Here is a 22,446-nt window from a genome sequence, read left to right as displayed (position 1 = left end):
TTTTTATGGCGATAGCAACCAAGGACGTTAAATAAAAATGTTTAGAAATAATAAGATAATGCAGCTCTGGCTGCTGAGTATGGCGACGGTCAGCGTCACGGCCCAGGCAGAAACGAAAGAAGAAACCATTACGGTAACGCAGGGGGTCAGCGAAGAACCCACCGCCCCCGTGAAGGGGATTGTGGCCACCAAAACCCTCTCGGCGACCAAAACCAGCGCCGAGATCGTGAAGACGCCGCAGTCGGTGTCGGTGATCACCCGCGATCAGATGAAGATGCAGGACGTCACCTCCGTGTCACAGGCGCTGCGCTATTCGGCGGGGGTGTTTACCGAGTACCGCGGATCGTCGAACCGTAACGATGAAGTGTTTGTGCGCGGCTTTAGCTACGTGCCGAAATTCCTCGACGGCCTGAGCTTTGGCGCAACGGCCTCGTCGCAGACGGGCACAGTAGACCCGTGGCTGCTGGAGCGCGTGGAGCTGGTGCGCGGCCCGGCGTCCGTATTGTTTGGTCAGGTGAATCCGGGCGGGCTCATCAGCATGACCAGCAAGCGCCCGACCACGGAATCCATCCATAACGTGCAGTTTCGCACCGGCAATAACGACCTGGCAGAAGGCGCGTTTGACTTCGGCGGTAAGCTCAGCGACGATGGCCGCGTGCTGTATCGCGTGAACGGTATCGCCCGCACCCAGCATAATCAGGTGGATGATTACAAAGAGACGCGCATGGCGATTGCCCCGGCGATCACCTGGTATCCGAACGATCAAACCCGCTTTACGCTGCTCACCAGCTACCAAAAAGATCCGGACGCAGGCTACCGCAACTTCTTGCCCGCCTACGGCACGGTGAAAAGCGTCGATGGGAAATACATCCCGCGCGACTTTAACGTCAGCGATCCGGATTACGATCAATCCTGGCGCGAACAAACGATGATTGGCTACGAGCTGGAACACCAGTTTGCCGATAACCTCACCTTCCGCCAGAACGCGCGTTACGCCACCATTAAGCAGAAATACCGCTATCTGGTTTACGCCACCAGCGCCGCCAACAGCTCGGTATTAACCCGTCGCGCCCAGCATGAGGAACGCACCACCAACGAGTTTGGCCTCGACAACCAGCTGGAATACCTGGTGAATACCGGTGAAGTTGGCCATACCCTGCTCGGCGGGTTTGATTACAAAACCAGCAAAGATAAACAGCTTCTGGAGCGTGGGAGCGGCTCGCAGTATGACCTAGACTGGCGAAATCCGGTTTACGGGGTGAACGTGGATGAAAGCACCTTCATGACCGCCACCGACGAACAGCAAAATCTCGACCAGATGGGTCTGTATTTGCAGGATCAGATGAGCTGGAACCGCTGGGAGTGGCTGGTTTCCGGACGTTACGACTGGAGCGAAGTGCGCACCAACGACTTCACCGACAGCAGCTTCACCCAGCAAAACGACAGCAAGTTTACCTGGCGCACAGGCTTGCTGTACGCGTTCGATTTTGGCCTGTCGCCGTATGTCAGTTATAGCACCTCGTTTGAACCGAACCTGCAAACCAACCGCGCGCCGGGCGTGGGGCCGTTTAAACCGACCACCGGCGAGCAGACCGAAATCGGCCTGAAGTATCAGCCTGTCGATACCACGCTGATGACCCTGGCGCTGTACGATTTAACCCAGGACAACGTGGCAACTTACAACAGCACCGAAGGCTGGTTCGAGAACGCGGGCAAGGTGCGTTCGAAAGGCGTTGAGGCGGAGATCCACTCCACGCTGATGGAGAACATCAACCTGATTGGTTCGTACACTTACACGGATGCAAAAACCAGGAGCACCACGGTGGCGGGAACTGAAGGTAAAACGCCTGCACGTATTCCAGCGCATATGGCTTCGGCTTTCGCCAGCTATACTGTTCCGGGCGGCGCGCTCAAGAGCCTGACCGCAGGCGTCGGGATGCGCTACATCGGCACCAGCTACGGCGACGCGAAGAACACCTTTAAGGTGCCGTCGGTGGACTTGTATGACGCGATGGTGAGCTACGATCTGGGCGAGATGAGCAGCAGCCTGAAAGGGGCGAGCATGCAATTCAACGTGAATAACCTGGCGGATACCAAGTATGTGGCATCATGCGCAAGCGACACGGCGTGCTTCTACGGGATTGGCCGCACGGTCACGGCGACGGTGAATTACAGCTGGTAGGGATTGTGCGCTCTGCTCCCTCACCCTAACCCTCTCCCACAGGGAGAGGGGATTGCCCGGTGTTCTCCCTCTCCCTGTGGGAGAGGGCCGGGGTGAGGGGAATGTATCTCAATGCGCCCTGCTGTGGTTCTCTTTGCGGTACGCGCCAGGCGGCTGGTGGAACGTGCGGGTGAAGATACGGGTAAACGTTTGTTGTGAGTCAAACCCGTAGCGCAGGCAGATCTCGTACACCCGTTCATCCGACTCGCGCAGATCGCGCGCCGCCAGCAGCAGCTTACGTTCACGGATGTAGCGCCCCAGGCTTTCACCTTTATACTGCATAAACAACCGCTGTAAGTGCCACTTTGAATACCCCGAATGGCGGGCAATTTCTTCAATGCGCAACGGTTGATGTAAATTGTCGTCGATCCACTCGACGATGGTGTCGATGACCTGAGCGGAAATAGTCATGCTGCTCTCCCCCTCTGTTTCCCGATTAAACATTATTCCCACCACTGGCTAAATTGTTGGGTGGTATCACCCACTCGGACGGGTTCGCCCAGTTCCGGCGTCAGCAGCCGATAGTTTTTATCCTTGCTGGCTCTTGCCAGTTGGATCAGCGGATCGTTCCAGGTGTGCTTCGCCAGCACAAAACGTCCGTTATGCCCCGGCACAACTGCTCTGGCGTTAAGATCTGCCGACGCCTGCGCGGTTTCATCCGGCAGCATGTGGATGTACTTCCAGTCCTGGTCGTACTGGCCGTTTTCCATGATGGCTAAATCCACCTCGCCAAACTGCTCACCAATAGCTTTGAAGTGCGGCCCGTAACCGGAATCACCGCTGTAGTAAACCTTCTGCTCAGGAGTGACAAACATAAAACTGCCCCACAAGGTCTGGTCGCGTTTGATGCCGCGCCCGGAGAAGTGACGTGCCGGGAGCACATGCACCATCAGTTCATCGCTGATACGCACCGACTGATTCCAGTCGCGCTCGTCAATGATCGCCGGGTTCATGCCCCAGTAGCGCAGATGCGAACCCACGCCCAGCGGCGTGACCACGCGCTTCACCTTCGGCAACAGCGCCTTGATGGTGGCGTAATCCAGATGATCGTAGTGATCGTGAGAGATAATCAGCAGGTCGATGTCCGGCATGGACTCCGCGCGCCACGGGTATTCGCCCGCAAAGGCTTTATTCAGGAACGAGAACGGTGCGGCGTAGTTGCCAAGTACCGGATCGATCAGGATACGTTTGCCCGTCAGCTGCATAAACCAGGACGAGTGGCCGAGCCACACCAGCGTGTCCTGTTCCAGCGGCAGGCTCGCCAGATCGGTATTGACCAGCGGCAGCGGCCCGGCAGGACGCGCGTTTTCAGTTTTTTTGGTCAGGAATTCCCACATCGCCACCAGCATATTTTTGTCGCCGTTATAGCCCGGCGTAGGCAGCGTATTGTGGAAACGCCCGTCGCGATACTGCACAGACGCTTCAACTTCCGTTAGCTGCTCACCCTGCGGTGGCTGGCCAAATCCGGCATTCAGGACAAAAGGTAAACTTGCAGCTGAAGCAATAATCATGACAAACACCACGCAGATGAATAGAGGCTTTTTCATATCCTGACCCGGCTACGCGCCCCATCCGATGGATTGCGCGGGTAAATTTGATTATGAGTGAGTAAGCACTCATTATAGATATGACGAGAAAGTCGTCAAGACGTTTTCGATCTTTGACATTCCGCGTTGCAGCGTGGCAAAGCACGTGTTTCAATCATGGTTTTTACAATTGACAGGAGGGGAAATTTAGTGGCACGTCCTAAGAGTGAAGATAAAAAACAGGCCTTACTGGAAGCAGCAACCGCTGCATTTGCACAGTCAGGTATCGCCGCCTCAACGGCCTTAATCGCCCGTAACGCGGGCGTCGCCGAAGGCACGCTGTTCCGCTACTTTGCTACCAAAGACGATCTGCTGAATGCCCTCTATCTGCATCTGAAGCAGGATCTCTGCCAGACGATGCTGGCGAATCTGGATCGCAGCATTACCCTGCCCAAAGAGCATACCCGCAACATCTGGAACAGCTACGTAGACTGGGGCATTCGTAATCCTGTCGCGCACGCTGCCATTCGTCAGCTTGGTGTCAGCGAAAAGATCAGTATTGAGACTGAACAGGCCGTAAAAGAGATGTTCCCGGAACTGCATGAGCTGTGCCGCCGCTCGGTGCGCCCGGTCTTTATGTCTGATGAATTCAAAACCTTCGGTGATGCGATGTTCTTATCGCTGGCTGAAACCACAATGGAATTTGCCACCCGCGATCCGTCACGCGCCGTCGAGTTTAAAGCACTCGGTTTTGAAGCCATGTGGCGCGGGCTGGCTTATGAGGAAGCCGATGGACAGTAAATCGTTGCAGGAACACGCAAAACGCGTGGCGCTCGAGCAGCCGTTCACGGAACACTGCTGGCCTTTTGGCCCGGAATTCGACGTGTTTAAGGTGGGCGGTAAGATCTTTATGATTATCGCAGTCGCCCACGGGCGGCCACACGTGAGCCTGAAATCTGATCCTGAAAAATCCTTGTTAAATCAGCAGATCTACCGCGGTATTGAGCCGGGTTACCATCTGAATAAAAAACACTGGATCTCACTTTATGGTACCGAGGATATGACCCCGGAACTGGTCGCCGACCTGATCACCGACTCATGGAATCTGATTGTCGATAAGCTGCCCAAAAAAGATCAGAAGTGGATACGCCCGGTCTGATTGTTCGGCTGAGACGAACAGTATAAGCGCTCGTATTGCACTTATCTTTTCCCGCATTGCCTTGTAATCTGCTTTCCTTTCGCGCCCGCAGACGGGCGAATTTCATCACCAGGAGTTGTTATGGATATCATTTCTGTCGCCCTGAAACGCCACTCAACAAAGGCGTTCGACGCAAGCAAAAAACTGACCGCTGAAGAAGGCGAGAAAATTAAAACCCTGCTGCAATACAGCCCGTCCAGCACCAACTCACAGCCATGGCACTTCATTGTTGCCAGCACTGAAGAAGGTAAAGCGCGCGTGGCAAAATCTGCCGCAGGCACGTATGTGTTCAACGAACGCAAAATGCTGGATGCTTCTCACGTTGTGGTCTTCTGCGCAAAAACCGCAATGGACGACGCCTGGCTGGAACGTGTAGTAGACCAGGAAGATGCCGATGGTCGTTTTGCCACGCCAGAAGCAAAAGCTGCCAATAACAAAGGCCGCCACTACTTTGCCGACATGCACCGCGTCGATCTGAAAGATGACCATCAGTGGATGGCGAAACAGGTTTACCTGAACGTGGGCAACTTCCTGCTGGGCGTGGGCGCGATGGGCCTGGACGCGGTGCCAATTGAAGGCTTCGACGCTGCGATCCTCGACGAAGAGTTTGGCCTGAAAGAGAAAGGCTTCACCAGCCTGGTGGTGGTGCCGGTCGGGCATCACAGCGTGGAAGATTTCAACGCCACTCTGCCAAAATCTCGCCTGCCGCTGAGCACCGTTGTCACCGAGTGCTAATGGCTACTGGCACGCGTTCCGGCGTGCCAGATTTCAGTACAGCGTAATCTGCGGATGCTTAACACCGCATACCAGCGCATAACGCGTTAAGGTATCCAGGCTTGCCCGGGTAATATTGGCTTCCATGCGGGAAACCGTTGGCGCGCTGACTCCCATTCGTTCCGCAACCTGCGCACGCGTAAGACCAGCATGATTACGCCACTGCGCCAGCATTTCACGCAGGCGTTCTTTGCGTTCCTCTGCATCAAATGCCGCCTGCACGTCTGAGTGACTTAGCAGTTCAGATCTTAACGCATCCCAGTCAATCATCTTCTTGCTCATCCAACATCTCCTGTTGTCGTTTTAATGCCAGACGGATCTCCGCAGAGGGCGTTTTCTGGGTCTTCTTAATAAACACTCGCAGCAGAAAAATCGTCTTCCCCTGCTGATACACATAAATCCCGCGGCTATGAAGCAGCCCAATAGTTCTGATTTCAAACAAACCATAGGGTAAGGGTTTGCTGTCGGGCTCTCGTAGCGCCGTCGGATTACTGCGCAGTTTATCAAGCTGGCGAATCAACTTCGCCTGTACCCCTGCTGGCAATGAGAGGATTTCTTCTCTGACTGCCTCATGGACAATGAGTCTGAACACAATATGTCATCCCTGATGATATTAGCATATAAGGCAATTTGCATTAAAGGCTAATTTTGCCTTCCGTGAGATACCTTACACGCTTTATCAAGGCCCAGGAGAAACCGTATTCATTCCCTGAAAGCGCCTCGCAAAACCTACTTAACCGAACTCCCGGCGTGCCAGATTTTCTCGGCATAACGCCCTATCACCGCCAGCGATGCCGCGAGGATCAGGAAAAAGACCACTTTGTTCATCCCGTCCCAGAAGTATTCGAAATAGCGGGTGTAGAGGTTGATGGCAAGAAACGTCAGGCCGAAGCCGCGCAGCATCCCGTCGTCGGTTTTCAGGCTGATGTAAATGCAGAGCACCGCCGCGACGGCAAACAGCAGAGCCCAAGGCAGCAGTGAAGCCTGAGTGACGCTGTACCAGTTATTCACATCGTAGTTGCCAAAAATCGACATGATCCACAGCGCGACAAACAGGTACGTCAGCCCCATCGCTTTACTGGTGGTGTACAGATGACGCGCCTGCAACATCGCGCGCAATACCCAGCACAGCGCCAGTAGCGCGCCGCCAAAGAAGATAAATCGCACCGGATAATTCATCCCCAGCCAGTACGCGCCCCAGCCGGACATATAGCCCGTCTCCGCACCAAACCAGTTGCCAAGCGATAGCAGGAAGAACAGCCACACCAACCCTGAGCGCCCGAAGAACCCTACCAGCCCGTAAACCGCGCAGCCCGCCAGGAACAGCGGTGCGATGTGACCGCTGCCGTTATCAAGCCTTTCGCCAAGCTGCCAAAGCGCGATGGCGGTAAAGAATACGCCAAGGAACAGGAGCGCCTCTGTGCTGTAGTGCCACTGGGTTTCCCGCCGCTGTCTGGCAAATCCCCACAGGTAAAACAGCACCGCCACCAGCGCAGGCAACCCGATACGGGCGATGGACGAGAAAGAGAAAAATTCGATGATACGCGCCATCAACTCGCTGTCGGCAAACAGGCTGCCAATGGCGATAATGACGCAGGCCAGCGCGGTCCAGAAGGCGTAGCGGCTCAGACGCTGCCAGTCCATCGCAACGCGTTTCAGGCTACCCGCCAGACGCTGATGCTCCTCAGCCGTTAATGCGCCCTCCTGTTCCCACTCGGTGAGAGCGCGGCGCAGAACTTTTTCTTGCTTACGCGTAACGTTCATATTCGATCCCTGAAAGAGTTGGATTTAACTGAGTATAACAGCCTGTTCCGCCAGCCATGTCAGCGCCCGTTCCCCGGTCTCATCCACCGGCAGATAGACCAGCAATCGCGATCCGTTACGCGGCGCGGAATACCAGTACATCTGCTGGAGAGTAAAATCGCCCAGCTCCGGATGGGTGAACAGTTTGAGCTGATTTTCGACACCGCGCACCTCGTTACGCTGGTGCCAGAGGGTTTTAAACTCCTCGGACACCGCAAAGAACCGCGCCAGTTTCGCTTCCCACAGGGGATCGCCCCGGTGCTCCGCCATTGCCGCACGGAAGTATGAGACAAAAATCGGCAGCACATCGTCGCGCTTGCCCAGCCGGGCGCGCCACGCCGGATGGGTAAGAAACAGATAAATGCAGTTGCGGTCTTCCGGCGGAATTTCATTGAAATCAACGCCCATCAGGTGACCAAAGCTGTCATTCCACGCCACGATGTCAAAATTGGGTTTTTGAATGCTGGCAGGCTTCGGCATCAGGGTATCGAGCAGGCGACGTGTGCCTTCGCTGATGCCCTCGCAGCACACCGCCTGCGGGGCTTCACCCGGCGGCAATCCGGCCAGAACAAAGACATGCCGGGCCTCGGTCGGGGTGCACTGTAGCGCTTTCGCCACCGCCGCCATCACTGCACTGGACGGGTTCACATCCCTGCCCTGCTCAAGCCAGGTGTACCAGGTGACGCCCACATCCGCCAGCAATGCGACTTCCTCACGGCGCAGGCCCGGCGTGCGGCGGCGTCCGCTGCGCGGTAAACCCAGTCGCTGCGGATCGAGGCTTTCGCGACGCGCGCGCAAAAATGCCCCCAGCTGTTTTCGGGTGTCATCCTGAAGCGAGGTGACAGGTTCAGACATCAGCGCCATATTTCCCTCTGCGTGGTAGTGCCAGTACCAGTATAAGCAAGAACTGGTACCCGTTTATCAGATCGTTGATGCTACGACCATCTGTTGAATGACGCAATGGAGTTACCATGAATACGTCTGTTGTTTCACCGGGTCGTGCAGGCCTGATTTTGCTGTTAACCGGCCAGATGCTGCCGCTGATTGATACCTCAATCACCAACGTCGCGCTGGACTCCATTACCCACTCGTTACACGCCACTGCGACTGAGCTGGAGCTGATTGTCGCGCTCTACGGCGTGGCGTTTGCCGTCTGTCTGGCGCTGGGCAGTAAGCTTGGCGATAACCTGGGTCGCCGTCGTCTGTTTATGGCGGGGATAGCAATTTTTGGTCTGGCGTCGTTGTTGTGTGGCATTGCAGGCAGTGTTGAACAACTGCTGGCCGCGCGTATCGTTCAGGGTGCCGGAGCCGCGCTTATCATGCCGCAAATCCTCGCCACGCTGCATGTCACCCTAAAAGGAACGGCGCACGCCAAAGCGATCAGCCTGTTTGGCGGTATCGGCGGCATCGCCTTTATCGTCGGGCAGATGGGCGGCGGCTGGCTGGTATCCGCGGATATCGCCGGGCTGGGCTGGCGAAATGCCTTTTTCATCAACGTGCCATTCTGCCTGATTGTGCTGGCATTAAGCTGCCGCTATGTCCCGGAAACCCGGCGAGAAACCCCGTCGCGCATCGACTGGCAAGGGACAATACTACTGGCGGCGATCCTCTGCTGCCTGCTGTTCCCGATGGCGCTTGGCCCGCAGTGGCACTGGTCCTGGCCGCTTAAGGCTGCGCTGATAGCCATTATTCCGCTGGCCTGGCTAATGGCGATGAATGCGCGCAGAAAAGAGCGTGAGAACGACCATCCGCTGATCCCGCCGCGTCTTTTGCAGCTCGGCAGCATTCGTTTTGGCGTGTTGATTGCGATGCTCTTTTTCAGTGTCTGGTCCGGGTTTATGTTCTGCATGGCGCTGACCATGCAAACGGGTCTGGGTATGGCGCCGTGGCAGTCCGGGAACAGCTTTATAGCGCTGGGCGTGACCTATTTCATCTCGGCCTGGTTTGCCCCGCGCCTGATTGCCCGCCACAGTACCAGCCATATTCTGCTGATGGGTCTGGCTATCCAGATAACCGGCCTGCTGGCGCTGATTGCCACTTTCCGCGTCTGGGGGATGAGCAATACCGCCCTTACCCTGGCTCCGGCAACCGGGCTGGTGGGTTACGGCCAGGCGCTGATCGTCAACAGTTTCTACCGTATCGGGATGCGCGATATCCAGCCTGACGATGCCGGTGCTGCCAGCGCCATTCTGAGCACCCTGCAACAGGCAGCATTAGGCCTTGGCCCGGCCATTTTCGGGGCGATTTTGCTGCACGCGCTGCAAAGCCATCACGGTGATTACACTCAGGCGATTAACCTGTTCCTGGTGGTCGAAACGGGAATGATGGTGGTGCTGGCGCTGGTCACACTGCGAATGCGTCATCGCCTGTGTATGCCCGTAGTGAAGGCCTGCCACGCGGTGAAATAAACCCTCCGAATTTGCATAATAGATCCGCAGCCGCCATTATGGGGCTGCATCAATACAGGAGACGTTATGCAGGAATTAATTGCTCAGGTTGAAGAGTTAGGCATTGAAATTAATCACACCACTTCCCTGGTGATAATCTTTGGTATTATTTTTCTTACCGCCATCGTAGTACATTTTATTCTGCACAAAGGGGTGCTGCGGGCATTTGAAAAACGCGCCCAGGCCAGTAGCCATTTGTGGTTGCAGATAATCACGCAAAATAAGTTATTTCACCGTCTGGCGTTTACCTTACAAGGGATTATCGTCAACGTCCAGGCGGTATTATGGTTACAAAAAGGCAGCGAAGCCGCTGAGATCCTGACCACCTGCGCAAAACTGTGGGTGATGGTATACGCCCTGCTCTCTTTCTTCTCGCTGCTGGACGTGATGCTCAGGCTGTCGCAAAAAATGGCGACCGCCTCACAGCTCCCGCTGAAAGGGATATTCCAGGGGATAAAACTGGTCAGCGCAATCCTGGTGGGGATTTTGATTATCTCCCTGCTAATTGGTCAGTCGCCCGCCATTTTGATCAGCGGCCTGGGGGCGATGGCGGCGGTATTAATGCTGGTCTTTAAAGACCCGATCCTGGGCCTGGTGGCCGGTATTCAGCTGTCCGCCAACGACATGCTCCGGCTTGGCGACTGGCTGGAGATGCCAAAATACGGGGCTAACGGCACGGTAACGGATATCGGCCTGACCACGGTGAAAGTTCGCAACTTCGATAACACGATAACCACCATCCCAACCTGGGCGCTGGTGTCTGATGCCTTTATCAACTGGAGTGGGATGTCGGCTTCCGGCGGGCGGCGGATTAAACGCAGCCTGAATATCGACACCACCAGCATCCATTTCCTCAGTGAGCAGGAACAACAGCATCTGATTCAGGCAAAACTGCTCAAACCTTATATGGCCGCACGCCATGAAGAAATCAGTTTATGGAATGAGGAAAACGGCGAAGGCGAGTCAGTATTGAACCTGCGTAAAATGACCAATATCGGGACATTCCGCGCTTATCTGAATGAATATCTGCGTAACCACCCGCGCATTCGCAAAGATATGACCTTAATGGTGCGCCAGTTAGCCCCTGATGCCAACGGTCTGCCGGTCGAAATATATGCCTTTACCAATACGGTTATCTGGGCAGAATATGAAACTATTCAGGCTGATATTTTCGATCATATTTTCGCGGTAGTGGACGAGTTTGGACTGCGCATTCACCAGTCACCAACCGGGAACGATATTCGCTCGCTGGCGGGTGCACTGGCGAAATAACTCAGGAGCTGGCGCGGGATATAAAGCGCCAGTCCATCATCACCCTTTCTGTAGGCGCATCCGGGTTGTCGATTTTATTCAGCAGCAGATCGACCGCCTTGCGCCCGATATCCCGCGAAGGTTGTTCGATAGTGGTCAGGGAGATCATGTCTGCCAGCTCAGTGCCGTCAAACCCTACCACGGCGATATCCTGCGGCACGCGCAGCCCCGCCTGCTCAATCGCCCGCAGCGCGCCTGCCGCCAGCGTGTCCGATACGGCAAACACCGCATCCGGTGGGTTATCCGCCAGCAGCTTTTGCATCGCGGTCATCCCGGCGGCAGAGCTGAGATCGCGTGCGTATTCCACAACCTGATAATCCAGTTCGCGCAGATGCAGCACGCTTTTATAGCCGCGCTCGCGCAGGCGGGCATATTTGTAGCTTAAATCGTGGTTAATCAGGGCAATGCGTTTACGACCACTGTCGGCAAGCTGACTCACCACATGTTGCGAGGCATCGACATCATTGATCCCCACGCAGGACACGGCCCCGGCATCTGCGTATTCGGCACACTGAACCCAGGGTGCCGCCCCAATCAGCGCTGAAAGTTCAGGAAGTTTGGTGAACGCATCCATGGTGATAATGCCGTCGACAATTTTACCTGACAGCAGGCTTAGGCCTGAGCGGGAACGTTCGATATCAGAGCCGGAGTTGCACAGCAGAATGCGGTAGCCGTTTTTTTCGGCCTCTTCTTCGATACCTTTCACCACTTCCGCGCAAAACGGGTTGGCGATGTTGGACACCATCACCAGGATCATGTAGCTGCGGGCGGTGCGCAGCTGGCGTGCCAGCAGATTAGGCTGGTAGTTGCTCTCTTTGATGGCTGACAGAACGCGCTCGCGGTTTTTTGCCTTTACGGTGTCGCTGTTGTTGAGCACGCGCGACACGGTGGCCACGGACACGCCGGCAAGCTGAGCGATTTTCTGAATTGACATAACGACGACACATCCTGCGGTTAGCGTTTTATGCAGGCTATCATAAATTTGTTGCCCGGCGAACCGGGCAACACGTCATCGCTCAATACGCACCCATCGCTGTTGCTGATGACTTTTTACTATCGCATCAATGATATACATCACGTTCGCCCCCTCATGGAAAGTGGCGAACAGCGGTTGTTCCGGCATCCTGCCCGTCTGAACCGCGCGGTAGAACTGCGCCATCATATTTTTGAATGCGTCTGGCCAGCCTTCAATATGCCCCCCCGGGAAATGGGCGCTTTCCGCCACATCCGGGTTCATTAACCCCGGATCGTCGCTCAGCAACTGATTAGCCTGCGCGCGATGGCCAATCCACAAGCATTGCGGAACCTCCTGATCCCACGCCACGGAATGCTCACTGCCGTTGATCTCAAAGGTCAGGCGGTTTTTACGCCCTGCACTGACCTGCGAAACGTTAAAACTGCCCTTGCTGCCGTCATCAAAGCGAAACAGCACCGAGCCGAAGTCTTCGGTCGTGACCGGTTTATCCTCATACGCTGCCCGTTCGTCGTGCGTGAAGGTTTGATTTCCCGCCACGCTGGCTTTACGCGTTGGCCAGACTATCGAGAGATCGGCCATCACTTCGGTTATCCGCCGTCCGGTAACAAACTGCACGGTATCGCACCAGTGGGAGCCGATATCGGCAACCGCGCGCGATGCCCCACCGAGCGTGGCATCCACCCGCCAGTTGTAGTCTGTTTCCAGCAGCATCCAGTCCTGCAAATAGCTGCCGTGGGAAGCGAACAACCGCCCGATACGGCCTTCGCGCATCATGCTTGCCGCCTGGCGCACCATCGCAAACTGGCGATAGACAAAGCTGACGCCATGAACCACACCCGCCTGTTCTGCCAGCGCCACCAGCTCGCGCGCCTCTTGCGGGGTCATGCACAGGGGTTTCTCGGAAAAGACATGCTTGCCCGCGCGTATAATCTGACGATTCACCTCGGCGTGCAGATGATTGGGTGTGCAGTTGTGTACCACGTGTAAATCCGGATGCGCCAGCAGCGCATCAATGCTGCCGTAGGCGTGGGGCACATTAAGCGCACGCGCTTTTTCCTGCGCCTGGGCAAGCGAGCCATCGCACAGCGCCACCACCTGTACAAACCCCAGACGGCGAAGCGCTTCAATATGGGCCGGGCCGATAAACCCGCTGCCGATAATGCCGACATTAATCATTGCTGCCTCCTGCGGCAAAATCATCAAATGCGCGCCCCGACACCGGAATAATGTGGCGGCGGATAAACTCACTGCCCTCGCTGGCCCCGGTGTCGCCATCCTTCAGGCAACATTCCCACTCCAGTACCGCCCAGCCGTCGTAATCGTACTGCGTCAGCTTGCTGAAAATCCCTTTGAAATCAATCTGCCCGTCCCCCAGCGAACGGAAACGCCCGGCCCGATTGATCCACGGCTGATAGCCGCCGTACACGCCGCTGCGCCCGTTCGCCCTGAACTCGGCATCCTTAACGTGGAATGCTTTGATCCGCGAATGGTAGAGATCAACAAAGGTCAGATAATCCATTTGTTGCAGCAGCATATGGCTTGGATCGTAGAGAATATTGCAGCGCGGATGGTTGTCCACCAGCGCCAGAAAACGCTCAAAGGTCACGCCATCGTGCAGATCTTCCCCCGGGTGCAGCTCATAACAGACATTCACTCCGTGTTGATCAAAGGTATCCAGAATCGGCCGCCAGCGATGTGCCAGCTCGCGGAACGCCTCCTGAAAACGCTGTTCATTGTGAGGTGGCCACGGGTAGAAATAAGGCCAGGCCAGCGAGCCGGAAAACGTTGCGTGTGCATTCAACCCTAACCGGGACGATGCCACTGCCGCCTGTTTCAGCTTCTGTGTTGCCCAGGCCTGGCGGGCCGTATCGTTGCCGCGCACCGTTTCTGGCGCAAAATGATCAAACGCCTCGCGATACACCGCGTTTACCGCCACCAGTTGCCCTTCCAGATGGGTCGAGAGTTCGCTGATAACCAGCCCATGCTCGGCCAACTTTCCGGTTATCTCATCGCAATAGGTCTGGCTTTCAGCCGCCTTTTCCACATCAAAGATATGTGGATGATTGCAGGGTATTTGCAGTGCTTTATAACCCTTGCCAGCAGCCCAGCCCGCCAGCCCGTCCAGCGAGTTAAACGGCGGATGCCCGCCGATAAACTGCGACAGAAAAATGCCCGGTCCCTTAATGGTTCTCATACCCCCTCCTGAATGTTAAGCCTTGTCATCGTCATACCTGAACGTGAGAAGGAAAATGAGTGCAATCGCTGCGGCCGCGACCGCCGGGATCCACCAGAACGCCACCCACGCCTGTGGCAGGGTTTGCCCGGCCACCAGTCGGCTGTAGAGTGCGCCTGAAATTTGCGAGCCCAGCAGCATCCCGATACCGTAAGTGAACATCACAATCATGCTCTGCGCCTGACCTTTCACTTTCTCCCCCGCCACACGGTCGGTATAGATAAAACCGACCACGAAGAAGAAGTCGTAGCACACGCCGTGCAGCAAAATGCCCAGATAAAGCAGGAAGCGCCCTTCCTCACTCACGCCCAGGGCGAAGAAGGCGTAACGCACAAACCACGCCAACATGCCGACCAACAACATGTATTTCACGCCCAGACGGCGGAACAGCAGAGGGATGACCAGCATGAAGACAATTTCCGACATCTGCCCGAAGGACATGGCGGTACTGACATCCGCAATGCCTGCATCGGCCAGATAAGACGCGGTATAGGCGTAGTACGTCCCGAGCGGCACAGAAATCAGCATTGCGCAGAGCGAAAAGATAAAGAAATGGCGCGTTTTGAGCAGCGCAAAGGCGTCAGCACAGAAAAGATCGCGCAGCTGTACCGGCAACCCTTTCGCTGGTGCCGGGGTGTGCGGCAGCGTCAGGCTATAGAGCGCCAGCAGCACCGAACAGGTGGCCGCGATATGGAAAATGGTAACGCTGGACGCCACGCCGGTTACACCGATAAAGATCCCGGCAACAATCCAGCCAATCGTGCCGAACACGCGTACCACCGGGAAGGTTTTATCGACATTCGCCAGGCTGTGAAAGGCGATGTTGTTGGTAAGCGCAAGTGTGGGCATATAGCAGAGCGTGTAACCAAACAGCAGGCCAATCAGCAATGCGCCATTTTCCGCAATCAGGGCACCTGGCACGAACCACAGGATCGCCGCCCCTGCCAGATGCATGACCGCCATCACCTTCTGCGAGGCAAAGAAGCGATCTACCAGCATCCCGAGCACAAACGGCGAGAGAATGGAGGCTATTGGCCCCGCGGAGAACGCATCGCCAATCAGCAATGACATGTTGTGCTGGGTCATCACCAGGCCGAGCGTAACCGACCAGCTACCCCAGATAAAAAACTGCATAAACATCATCAACGACAGACGTGGCACAAGAAGCCGGTGCTGCGCTATCGCCTTTTCACTACTTTCAGTTGTTGACACCATGATGAGCCTCACCCAGAAAAAGTAATCGATTACAAAACAGTTCAAATGAAAAGTAATCGATTACAAAATAAAGATCCTGCGGATCGAAACAGAAATGGGAGGGGGGTCACGATAAAGGTTGGGTTGAACGCAGAGTGGTGAGTTGTAGGCCCGGTAAGCATTCGTGCGGTCTGGTGCCCTCACCCCGGCCCTCTCCCACGGGGAGAGGGTGCAAACACAAAAAACGGCAACCAGGTTGCCGTTTTGCTTTTATCTCCGGGACAGCTTAAACGCCACGAACAGGAACAACACCCACACTGGCAGCAGCATCGCGGAAAGACGCATGTCGTCGATAGTGCACATCAGCACGAGGATCAGCCCCAGGAAGGCGATACAGATGTAGTTCCCCGCCGGGTAAAGCAGCGCCTTGAACTGGGTATCGCGCCCCTTGCGACGCATTGCCGCACGAAAACGCAGGTGCGCCAGGCAGATCATTATCCAGTTCAGCAGCAGCGTGGCGACCACCAGTGCCATCAGCAGGCCAAAGGCCTCTTTTGGCAGCAGATAGTTGATCAACACCACCAGAGACGTGATAGCGCCAGAAAGCAGCAGCGAATTCACCGGCACACCGCGATGGCTGACGCGGGTTAAGAATTTCGGCGCATTGCCCTGAACAGACAGGCCAAACAGCATTCGGCTGTTGGAGTACACGCCGCTGTTATAGACCGAAAGGGACGCCACCAGAATGACGAAGTTCAGCGCTGAAGCCACCACGTTGCTGTTCAGATCGTGGAAAATCATCACGAACGGACTACTGTCGGATTTGACTTCTACCCACGGGTAGAGCGCCAGCAGCACCACCAGAGAGCCAATGTAAAACAGCAGGATACGGTACACCACCTGGTTCACAGCTTTAGGAATGCTTTTGTGCGGGTCGCGCGCTTCAGCGGCGGTAATCCCAATCAGCTCCAGCCCGCCGAAGGAGAACATAATCACCGCCAGTGAGAGAATGAGCCCCTTCCAGCCCGTTGCCAGGAACCCGCCGTGCTGCCACAGGTTATCGATGGTTGCGCGTTCGCCACCGTGACCCGAGAACAGCAGCCACAGGCCAAAACCAATCATACCGATAATCGCCAGCACCTTGATCAGTGCAAACCAGAACTCGGTTTCGCCGTACAGGCGCACGTTCACGAGGTTAACGGCATTAATAATGATGAAGAAGGCCGCAGCCCAGATCCAGGTCGGCACATCCGGCAGCCAGTACTGCATATAGATGCCTGCGGCGGTCAGCTCAGCCATGCCCACCAGCACGAACATCACCCAGTAGTTCCAGCCAGACAGGAAGCCTGCAAACGGGCCCCAGTATTTATAGGCAAAGTGCGCAAAGGAACCTGATACCGGCTCTTCGACGACCATCTCGCCAAGCTGGCGCATGATCAAAAAGGCGATAACCCCGGCGATACCGTAACCCAGTAGCACTGCCGGGCCCGCCATCTGGATCGCAGGGCCGATGCCGAGAAACAACCCGGTACCAATAGCGCCGCCGAGGGCAATTAACTGGATATGTCGATTTTGCAAACCACGTTGCAGCGTCGGAGTCTGTTCCGACGAGGCTTCGGCGCTCTCACTGCCCGAAGCGGATGACGCGTCTTTCACGTCCTACCCCTGTCTCTTTTCTAGAAGGGGCACGTTTTAACACTTCATGCTGGTGGTAGCAAGGGATTGGGGCATCCTTGCCCCTGATAACGAGGGTGGAACTCAGAACTCGTAGCCAACCGAGACCTTAAAGGTCCGGGGTTCGCCTTGAGTGATGTACGTACCGGAATCATCAACAGACGCCCAGTAGTTTTCGTTGGTGACGTTGTCGATGCCCGCACGAAGGGTCATCTGGTTTTGATTCTGGTTAACAGCAAAGCGGTAGCGCATCCCCAGATCCAGGGTGGTGTAGCTGTCCAGCTTTTTGGTGTTGGCCAGATCAGCGTACTGCGTGCCAGAGTGGTTTACGCGCGCGGTTGCCGTTAGCCCGTCAATCGGTTTGATGTCGTATTCAGCGCCCAGCACCGCATAGAAATTCGGTACGCCGATGGCGTCATTGCCCTGATTCAGGCCGTTGTTGGTTTTGGTCAGCTCCGCCTGTAACCAGGTGGCACTGGCGTTGAGACGCATCCCCAGCATTGGCTCGCCAAAGACATTCAGCTCAACCCCACGGTTACGCTGCTCGGCATCCAGACCATAGTGTTTGGTCACGCTGTCGAGAATGGCCGATGGCATTTTGATTTCAAACAGTGCCAGCGAGCCGCCCACACGACCAAAGTCTGCTTTAACCCCCACTTCGTTCTGTTTTGAATGGACGATCCCGGTGCTTTGCCCGTAGTTGGTCGCCGAATCTGGCGCGGTTTTACCCGGCTGCAATGCCTCGGTGTGGTTAGCGTAAAGCGAGATCTCATTCCATGGCTTATACACCACACCGTAAGTTGGCATCCAGCGGCTGCCGTCGAAGCCATCGGCGTCGTTTTCTGCCCCGGTGATTTTGTTATAACCGCGGATCACCACCTTCTGATGGCGTGCGCCCGCGGTGAACAGCAGTTTGTCGTCCAGCACGCCGAACGTGTCGCTCAACAGCCAGCCCTGAGAGCGGGTGCGACCGCTGGTGAGCGGGTCACTGTAATCGCCGCCAGAGCCGTTGAAGTTGGTGCTGTCTGGCGCATTCACGCCGGTGTTGTGGTAGATATTGGTGTACGGGTTATCCGCTGCCTTCGACATCTTCCACGCGATTTTTTCGTTTTTGGTCAGCGCGGAATAGCCGACGTTTACCTTATGCGAGACGAAACCGGTATTGAAGTTGCCGCGAATGCCCGCCATGCCACTGACCGAATCGCTGATGCGGTTGGTGTCCAGACGGCTCACAATCGCCCGGCCACTTTTGTCGAGGATCTTCGGTGCGCTGTATAAACCTTCTTCGTGCGCATGTTGCGCGCCAAGGCCTGTGTATGCCGTCCAGTTATCAGTGATGTCGTATTCGCTACGCCACATCCCGAATTCGTTTTCGATATTGCTGTAAGCCCATTTTTGCGAAATGTTACGGTCATTTTTCGGTGGCTCAGGAATGAAGTCTACTGCCGAAATGTTGACGCTGGTTGGGCTACCGTGGAAGGTCTTCTTCTGATACCCCACATCCAGCGAGGTGCGGAAATTATCGCCCTTATAATCCAGGCCAGTAGAAAGCAAGGTGGTGCGACGACGATCGTTCGCCACGCCGGTTTCCCCTTCACGATGGACCAGGTTCACCCGTGCGCCAAACTGATCGCTGTCACCGAAGCGGCGGCCGGCATCCAGAGTGGTACCAAACTGCGAATCAGAGGTGTAATCCACGCCCACTTTCGCCTGTGGGGTTTCGCCTGCATGTTTTGGCTCAAGGTTGATCATCCCGCCCACGCCAGAACTTGCCGCGCCGTTCATCAGGGAGTTTGCCCCTTTGAAGATCTCGATACGATCCACCATCTGCGCATCAACCACCTGCCGTGGCAATACGCCGGACAGGCCACCAAAGGTCATGTCATCGCCATCAAATTTCAGGCCACGAATACGGAAGCTTTCCGCACTGTTACCGTAGCCCTGCACGTACTGCACGCCCGCGTCGTTGGCGACCACATCGGCAATGGTTTTCGCCTGTTGATCTTCAACCAGCTTCGCGGTGTAGCTGACCAGATTAAACGGCACATCCATGGCGTTCTGCTGGCCGAGCATTCCCATGCGTCCGCCGTTTGCCACCTGCCCGTCAAGGAAGGCAGGCACCAGCTGATCGCCGCCCGGTTTGAAGGCGTCCGCCGTAGCAGACTGAACGACAATGGTGTCTTCATTTTTGTTGTCCGCCGCAAAGGCGGAGTGCGTAACCGCGCCGATGGCGAGTGCCAGCAGCGTTTTGTGCATTGTGGTGTTGGTCATAATTAACTCATTAAAAGTACGCGCAAAATTGGCCCGTGAACGGGCCTTAGAATTTAGTTAAGCGAAATACGAACGACGCTGTCCGGCCCGTTAGTTGAGTGGTCTTTGTTGAAAGCCTGTTTAACGGTGACGTACAGGGTCTGGCCATCTGCGGACAGCAGCAGGCTGTTCGGATTTGGCGGCAGATCCCATGATTGCTTCACGGCATAGGTGGTGGCGTCCAGGCTCAGCAGTTTTCCGCTTTCGCGCTGGGTGATGTAAAGCTCATTGCGGCTGGCGTTGAACTTCACCGCCAGCGAGTCGCCAACATCCAGCTGTTTGATAACCTCACCGGTGTGGATATTGAGCACCAACGTGGTTTTGGCTTTGGAGTTGTCTGTAACAAACAGGCGCCCGGTGGCCTTGTCTTCGGCCAGATTCAGCAGCAGCGCTGGCTTGCTACCCAGCGGCTTCCAGCGTGTTTCGATTTTGTTGGTGTGCGGATTGATGACGAGGATCTCGCCGCCGCCATTGGCTGCATACAGGCGGTCGGTCTGTTCAGACCACAGCAACCCGGTAACCCACTGGCCGGCATTTTTGATGGTTCTTTTCAGCTTCAGGGTTTCGGCATCTATCACCCAAATCACACCCGGATCGCCCACTCCACCCACGTAAAGCGAGCCGTTGTGCAGCAGAATTTCACGCGCGCCAAACGGGAAACCCTCTTTGTTGCGCTCGGTGAACATCAGGCGTTTTTTGACTTTTCCGTCTGCGGTGCTGATCGCGCTGATACCGCCGTCCAGCGAGTTCGTGACGTAGACCGTTTGCCCGTCGGGCGCGATAGCCATCGCGAAGTTTTTCAGATCCGTATGGCTGCGGCCAATGGTTTTCAGCGTGGTGGGATCAAGCTTATAGACCACACCGCCCTGCACATCCTTAAAGCCTTCAGAACTGGCAACAAACAGCGCATCGCCTTTCTGATTGAGCACCATTTCGTACAGACCATCGGCCAGTTCACGTTTGAGCACGCCGGTTTTCTCAGGGGCCGTTACGGTCTTCTGGACAGCTGGTGCTGGCGTGGCCGCCTGTTGGGCAGCGCAACCAGAAAGAGAGACAGCAACAAGCAATGCCAGCGCAGACATTTTTTGGGTCATCAGGAACATCCTTTACCGTTCAAGAGAAAGTCAGGCGGGAAATTGCGTCGAATGTCGCTAAGCGATCTGATTGTGTTGACAGGCTGTAAGGCCAGTGCAAAGTCCACCGTAATTACTCAGTGTTCCTTGTGAGTCAGGCACTCACTGCTGATGCGGGGGCGTCCGTCGTTGCCGCAAACACTAAAGAGAATGAGAACTATACTCATTATCTTTGTATGATCAAGTGTAAATATGCGTAACGGCCTAAATTAAAACGAGCAGGATGATGAGGGGTATTCACCCTTTGGTGCAGTAAAACGCGGGGGAATTTCCGAAACTAAAGAGGTAGCTGGAGGCATTTACCGGGACAATCTCCACGCTGATACCGCGGTCGCGGTGATGGAAAAAGTCAGGAATATAACGACGGAAGGGTTCGTCTTTTTTCGGCAGTTCATTAGTATCACTGGAAACCATAATGACCTTGCCCTCTTCATACCAATAGCTAAACGCGATTTTATTACTGATAGTTATCGGTAGCTGGCCCACCTGACGATATTCCCCGGTTGAATCAAAGGAGCCTGATCCGTTATGAAAAGCAAACGTCATGATGGAATCAACCTGTGAATCACCATCGACAAGGGTTAAATGACTCTCACAGGTAAAATTATTCCGCTGATAATGAACATACCAGGCAGACATTAACGGCGTAATAATCGCCAGAATAATGGCCAGCCAGCGCGTTACCCGGTTATTCATTCTCATGGTATTCCTCCCTGTACATGATGGAATCACATTGCGCGCCAGCAATGTCTGGCTGTTTATCGCAAACAATCACCGACGTCCCATTCTGATAACGGTTAAGTGTCATATAGGCCACCCCGCCCTCGTTACATTGAATGGGGTAACGCTTAATCAAGGTGGTGAAGATCCGCTGGCTTTGTATTTTGTCATGCCACGACGAGTAAACGTCACACCCTTGCGTTTTACCGATCGGCTGATAACTTTCAAATCCGCCGCGCGGTTCATTTAGCTGAAGATACAGCACGATGCAGGAGACGATAAATACCAGCCCGGCTATGCCATACGCGATATTCTCCGGGAGAAAACGACGACGTTTTTTTATATCCGCAGTCGGTAAAGAAGCACCGTTATCGACAGGCTCCACCATGATCGGCGCGATAAAGGCATCGAGCGTTCCCGTCTGGATCTGCGCTATCGATTTAAAACCCTCCTTTGGCACCGTCTGAACAATATTATCTGCCAGCCCCGCCGTTTTCAGCGCTTTACGGATGGAGGCGATGGTCTGATACAGCGCATTGGTGGTGACGATCGCCCCCTGCTTTTCCCAGACCGCGGCGAACAGATAGCGCTGGGTCAGAACTTCGCCATTGTGCTCCAGCAGCTGAAGCAGGCACTCACTCACCGGGCCATGCAGAACCACGGCACGCGCAGGGTAACCGGTAAGCGGGCATAGCCGACGCTTGTCCGGCTCAAAAAGCACGGAGCCATTTAACAGGAAGACAGGCTTCATGGCGCGCCTGCCGGAAGGGAACACGGGTGGAATGCATTAATCATTGTTATGTTGTCGCGTCCGTTTACGATTTCTGATTCAGAATTATGTTTTTCATTATCAGCAGGTTATCACACATAAAATGCCACATCCTGCCTGTTTGGACCCTTTATGAACCCTGCTTAATCAGTATAAA

The 22,446-nt window shown here is 55.3% G+C and carries 21 protein-coding genes; 6 read left to right on the top strand and 15 right to left on the bottom strand.

All coding sequences use genetic code 11. The features are described from left to right. Nucleotides 1–37 precede the first annotated feature (37 nt). Nucleotides 38–2,182 (top strand): TonB-dependent siderophore receptor, encoded by a 2,145-nt coding sequence (locus F3J30_RS11450; protein WP_166717318.1) that lies wholly within the window; start codon nt 38–40, stop codon nt 2,180–2,182. A gap of 108 nt (nt 2,183–2,290) precedes the next feature. On the opposite strand, the gene F3J30_RS11445 is transcribed toward F3J30_RS11450, so the two are convergent. Together F3J30_RS11445 and F3J30_RS11440 are read right to left on the bottom strand one after the other, a co-directional pair. Further along, a complete protein-coding gene (locus F3J30_RS11445; RefSeq protein WP_014069230.1) occupies nt 2,291–2,632 on the bottom strand; it encodes a RamA family antibiotic efflux transcriptional regulator in 342 nt (113 codons plus the stop codon). Between the two features lie 32 nt (nt 2,633–2,664). Continuing rightward, entirely contained in the window at nt 2,665–3,768 is a 1,104-nt protein-coding gene (locus tag F3J30_RS11440) for an MBL fold metallo-hydrolase (RefSeq protein ID WP_166717317.1), read from the bottom strand. 189 nt (nt 3,769–3,957) lie between these two features. On the opposite strand from F3J30_RS11440, the gene F3J30_RS11435 reads away from it, so the two are divergent. The 3 genes from F3J30_RS11435 (at nt 3,958) to nfsB (ending at nt 5,680) form a co-directional block, all read left to right on the top strand. Then, nucleotides 3,958–4,548, top strand: coding sequence for a TetR/AcrR family transcriptional regulator (locus F3J30_RS11435; protein WP_166717316.1), 591 nt, complete (start codon nt 3,958–3,960; stop codon nt 4,546–4,548). Continuing rightward, nucleotides 4,538–4,906 carry an MmcQ/YjbR family DNA-binding protein gene (locus F3J30_RS11430; protein WP_166717315.1) on the top strand — a complete coding sequence of 123 codons (369 nt, stop codon included), beginning with the start codon at nt 4,538–4,540 and terminating at the stop codon, nt 4,904–4,906. Before F3J30_RS11435 ends, F3J30_RS11430 begins: the two co-directional genes overlap by 11 nt. 120 nt (nt 4,907–5,026) lie before the next feature. Beyond that, nucleotides 5,027–5,680: an oxygen-insensitive NAD(P)H nitroreductase gene (gene nfsB / locus F3J30_RS11425; RefSeq protein ID WP_166717314.1), complete on the top strand. Its 654-nt coding sequence runs from the start codon at nt 5,027–5,029 to the stop codon at nt 5,678–5,680. A 33-nt stretch (nt 5,681–5,713) separates the two neighbouring features. Here the strand turns inward: nfsB and F3J30_RS11420 are convergent, their stop codons facing one another. From F3J30_RS11420 to F3J30_RS11405, 4 genes are all read right to left on the bottom strand, one after another. Next, nucleotides 5,714–6,001 carry a helix-turn-helix transcriptional regulator gene (locus tag F3J30_RS11420; RefSeq protein WP_014069225.1) on the bottom strand — a complete coding sequence of 96 codons (288 nt, stop codon included), beginning with the start codon at nt 5,999–6,001 and terminating at the stop codon, nt 5,714–5,716. Beyond that, nucleotides 5,982–6,311: a type II toxin-antitoxin system RelE/ParE family toxin gene (locus F3J30_RS11415; RefSeq protein ID WP_014069224.1), complete on the bottom strand. Its 330-nt coding sequence runs from the start codon at nt 6,309–6,311 to the stop codon at nt 5,982–5,984. Before F3J30_RS11415 ends, F3J30_RS11420 begins: the two co-directional genes overlap by 20 nt. Before the next feature lie 137 nt (nt 6,312–6,448). After that, nucleotides 6,449–7,483 (bottom strand): DUF2157 domain-containing protein, encoded by a 1,035-nt coding sequence (locus tag F3J30_RS11410; RefSeq protein WP_166717313.1) that lies wholly within the window; start codon nt 7,481–7,483, stop codon nt 6,449–6,451. 24 nt (nt 7,484–7,507) lie between these two features. Then, nucleotides 7,508–8,386: a helix-turn-helix transcriptional regulator gene (locus tag F3J30_RS11405; protein WP_014069222.1), complete on the bottom strand. Its 879-nt coding sequence runs from the start codon at nt 8,384–8,386 to the stop codon at nt 7,508–7,510. Between the two features lie 107 nt (nt 8,387–8,493). Between F3J30_RS11405 and F3J30_RS11400 the strand changes: the two genes are divergently transcribed. Together F3J30_RS11400 and F3J30_RS11395 are read left to right on the top strand one after the other, a co-directional pair. Next, complete coding sequence (locus tag F3J30_RS11400) at nt 8,494–9,930, top strand: MFS transporter (protein ID WP_166717312.1); 1,437 nt, start codon at nt 8,494–8,496, stop codon at nt 9,928–9,930. 66 nt (nt 9,931–9,996) lie between these two features. Further along, the gene (locus F3J30_RS11395; RefSeq protein ID WP_014069220.1) at nt 9,997–11,241 is read left to right on the top strand and encodes a mechanosensitive ion channel family protein; all 1,245 of its coding nucleotides are present in this window, start codon (nt 9,997–9,999) and stop codon (nt 11,239–11,241) included. A gap of 1 nt (nt 11,242) precedes the next feature. On the opposite strand, the gene F3J30_RS11390 is transcribed toward F3J30_RS11395, so the two are convergent. The 9 genes from F3J30_RS11390 to F3J30_RS11350 all read right to left on the bottom strand — a co-directional run bounded on the left by F3J30_RS11390 (nt 11,243) and on the right by F3J30_RS11350 (nt 22,271). Next, nucleotides 11,243–12,214, bottom strand: a complete 972-nt coding sequence (locus tag F3J30_RS11390) for a LacI family DNA-binding transcriptional regulator (RefSeq protein WP_014069219.1) — start codon at nt 12,212–12,214, stop codon at nt 11,243–11,245. Between the two features lie 75 nt (nt 12,215–12,289). Then, nucleotides 12,290–13,432, bottom strand: a complete 1,143-nt coding sequence (locus tag F3J30_RS11385; RefSeq protein WP_166717311.1) for a Gfo/Idh/MocA family oxidoreductase — start codon at nt 13,430–13,432, stop codon at nt 12,290–12,292. Further along, nucleotides 13,425–14,450, bottom strand: coding sequence for a sugar phosphate isomerase/epimerase (locus F3J30_RS11380; protein ID WP_166717310.1), 1,026 nt, complete (start codon nt 14,448–14,450; stop codon nt 13,425–13,427). The genes F3J30_RS11385 and F3J30_RS11380 overlap by 8 nt, the downstream gene beginning before the upstream one ends. Before the next feature lie 15 nt (nt 14,451–14,465). Next, nucleotides 14,466–15,704 carry an MFS transporter gene (locus tag F3J30_RS11375; RefSeq protein ID WP_014069216.1) on the bottom strand — a complete coding sequence of 413 codons (1,239 nt, stop codon included), beginning with the start codon at nt 15,702–15,704 and terminating at the stop codon, nt 14,466–14,468. Between the two features lie 249 nt (nt 15,705–15,953). Next, nucleotides 15,954–17,339, bottom strand: coding sequence for a phenylalanine transporter (pheP, locus tag F3J30_RS11370; protein ID WP_014069215.1), 1,386 nt, complete (start codon nt 17,337–17,339; stop codon nt 15,954–15,956). Nucleotides 17,340–17,441: 102 nt separating this feature from the next. Continuing rightward, the gene (locus tag F3J30_RS11365) at nt 17,442–19,628 is read right to left on the bottom strand and encodes a TonB-dependent siderophore receptor (protein ID WP_166717309.1); all 2,187 of its coding nucleotides are present in this window, start codon (nt 19,626–19,628) and stop codon (nt 17,442–17,444) included. Nucleotides 19,629–19,681: 53 nt separating this feature from the next. After that, entirely contained in the window at nt 19,682–20,761 is a 1,080-nt protein-coding gene (locus F3J30_RS11360; RefSeq protein ID WP_166717308.1) for a PQQ-binding-like beta-propeller repeat protein, read from the bottom strand. 276 nt (nt 20,762–21,037) lie between these two features. Further along, the gene (locus F3J30_RS11355; RefSeq protein WP_166717307.1) at nt 21,038–21,502 is read right to left on the bottom strand and encodes a hypothetical protein; all 465 of its coding nucleotides are present in this window, start codon (nt 21,500–21,502) and stop codon (nt 21,038–21,040) included. Beyond that, nucleotides 21,489–22,271 carry a winged helix-turn-helix domain-containing protein gene (locus tag F3J30_RS11350; RefSeq protein WP_166717306.1) on the bottom strand — a complete coding sequence of 261 codons (783 nt, stop codon included), beginning with the start codon at nt 22,269–22,271 and terminating at the stop codon, nt 21,489–21,491. Before F3J30_RS11350 ends, F3J30_RS11355 begins: the two co-directional genes overlap by 14 nt. Between the last annotated feature and the right edge of the window lie 175 nt (nt 22,272–22,446).

It is taken from the genome of Enterobacter sp. Tr-810, from assembly GCF_011752765.1.
In the GTDB taxonomy this organism is placed as follows: Bacteria; Pseudomonadota; Gammaproteobacteria; order Enterobacterales; family Enterobacteriaceae; genus Enterobacter; species Enterobacter soli.
This window is presented reverse-complemented; position numbering and strand designations above follow the sequence as displayed.

What these genes read in the sequence shown, in the direction of transcription:
- F3J30_RS11360 (WP_166717308.1), bottom strand. Translation starts at nt 20,761, where the DNA reads ATGACCCAAAAAATGTCTGCGCTGGCATTGCTTGTTGCTGTCTCTCTT.
- F3J30_RS11395 (WP_014069220.1), top strand. Translation starts at nt 9,997, where the DNA reads ATGCAGGAATTAATTGCTCAGGTTGAAGAGTTAGGCATTGAAATTAAT.
- F3J30_RS11420 (WP_014069225.1), bottom strand. Translation starts at nt 6,001, where the DNA reads ATGAGCAAGAAGATGATTGACTGGGATGCGTTAAGATCTGAACTGCTA.
- F3J30_RS11445 (WP_014069230.1), bottom strand. Translation starts at nt 2,632, where the DNA reads ATGACTATTTCCGCTCAGGTCATCGACACCATCGTCGAGTGGATCGAC.
- F3J30_RS11430 (WP_166717315.1), top strand. Translation starts at nt 4,538, where the DNA reads ATGGACAGTAAATCGTTGCAGGAACACGCAAAACGCGTGGCGCTCGAG.
- F3J30_RS11400 (WP_166717312.1), top strand. Translation starts at nt 8,494, where the DNA reads ATGAATACGTCTGTTGTTTCACCGGGTCGTGCAGGCCTGATTTTGCTG.
- F3J30_RS11440 (WP_166717317.1), bottom strand. Translation starts at nt 3,768, where the DNA reads ATGAAAAAGCCTCTATTCATCTGCGTGGTGTTTGTCATGATTATTGCT.
- F3J30_RS11355 (WP_166717307.1), bottom strand. Translation starts at nt 21,502, where the DNA reads ATGAGAATGAATAACCGGGTAACGCGCTGGCTGGCCATTATTCTGGCG.
- F3J30_RS11410 (WP_166717313.1), bottom strand. Translation starts at nt 7,483, where the DNA reads ATGAACGTTACGCGTAAGCAAGAAAAAGTTCTGCGCCGCGCTCTCACC.
- F3J30_RS11385 (WP_166717311.1), bottom strand. Translation starts at nt 13,432, where the DNA reads ATGATTAATGTCGGCATTATCGGCAGCGGGTTTATCGGCCCGGCCCAT.
- F3J30_RS11350 (WP_166717306.1), bottom strand. Translation starts at nt 22,271, where the DNA reads ATGAAGCCTGTCTTCCTGTTAAATGGCTCCGTGCTTTTTGAGCCGGAC.
- F3J30_RS11375 (WP_014069216.1), bottom strand. Translation starts at nt 15,704, where the DNA reads ATGGTGTCAACAACTGAAAGTAGTGAAAAGGCGATAGCGCAGCACCGG.
- F3J30_RS11390 (WP_014069219.1), bottom strand. Translation starts at nt 12,214, where the DNA reads ATGTCAATTCAGAAAATCGCTCAGCTTGCCGGCGTGTCCGTGGCCACC.
- F3J30_RS11380 (WP_166717310.1), bottom strand. Translation starts at nt 14,450, where the DNA reads ATGAGAACCATTAAGGGACCGGGCATTTTTCTGTCGCAGTTTATCGGC.
- F3J30_RS11365 (WP_166717309.1), bottom strand. Translation starts at nt 19,628, where the DNA reads ATGACCAACACCACAATGCACAAAACGCTGCTGGCACTCGCCATCGGC.
- F3J30_RS11405 (WP_014069222.1), bottom strand. Translation starts at nt 8,386, where the DNA reads ATGGCGCTGATGTCTGAACCTGTCACCTCGCTTCAGGATGACACCCGA.
- F3J30_RS11450 (WP_166717318.1), top strand. Translation starts at nt 38, where the DNA reads ATGTTTAGAAATAATAAGATAATGCAGCTCTGGCTGCTGAGTATGGCG.
- nfsB (WP_166717314.1), top strand. Translation starts at nt 5,027, where the DNA reads ATGGATATCATTTCTGTCGCCCTGAAACGCCACTCAACAAAGGCGTTC.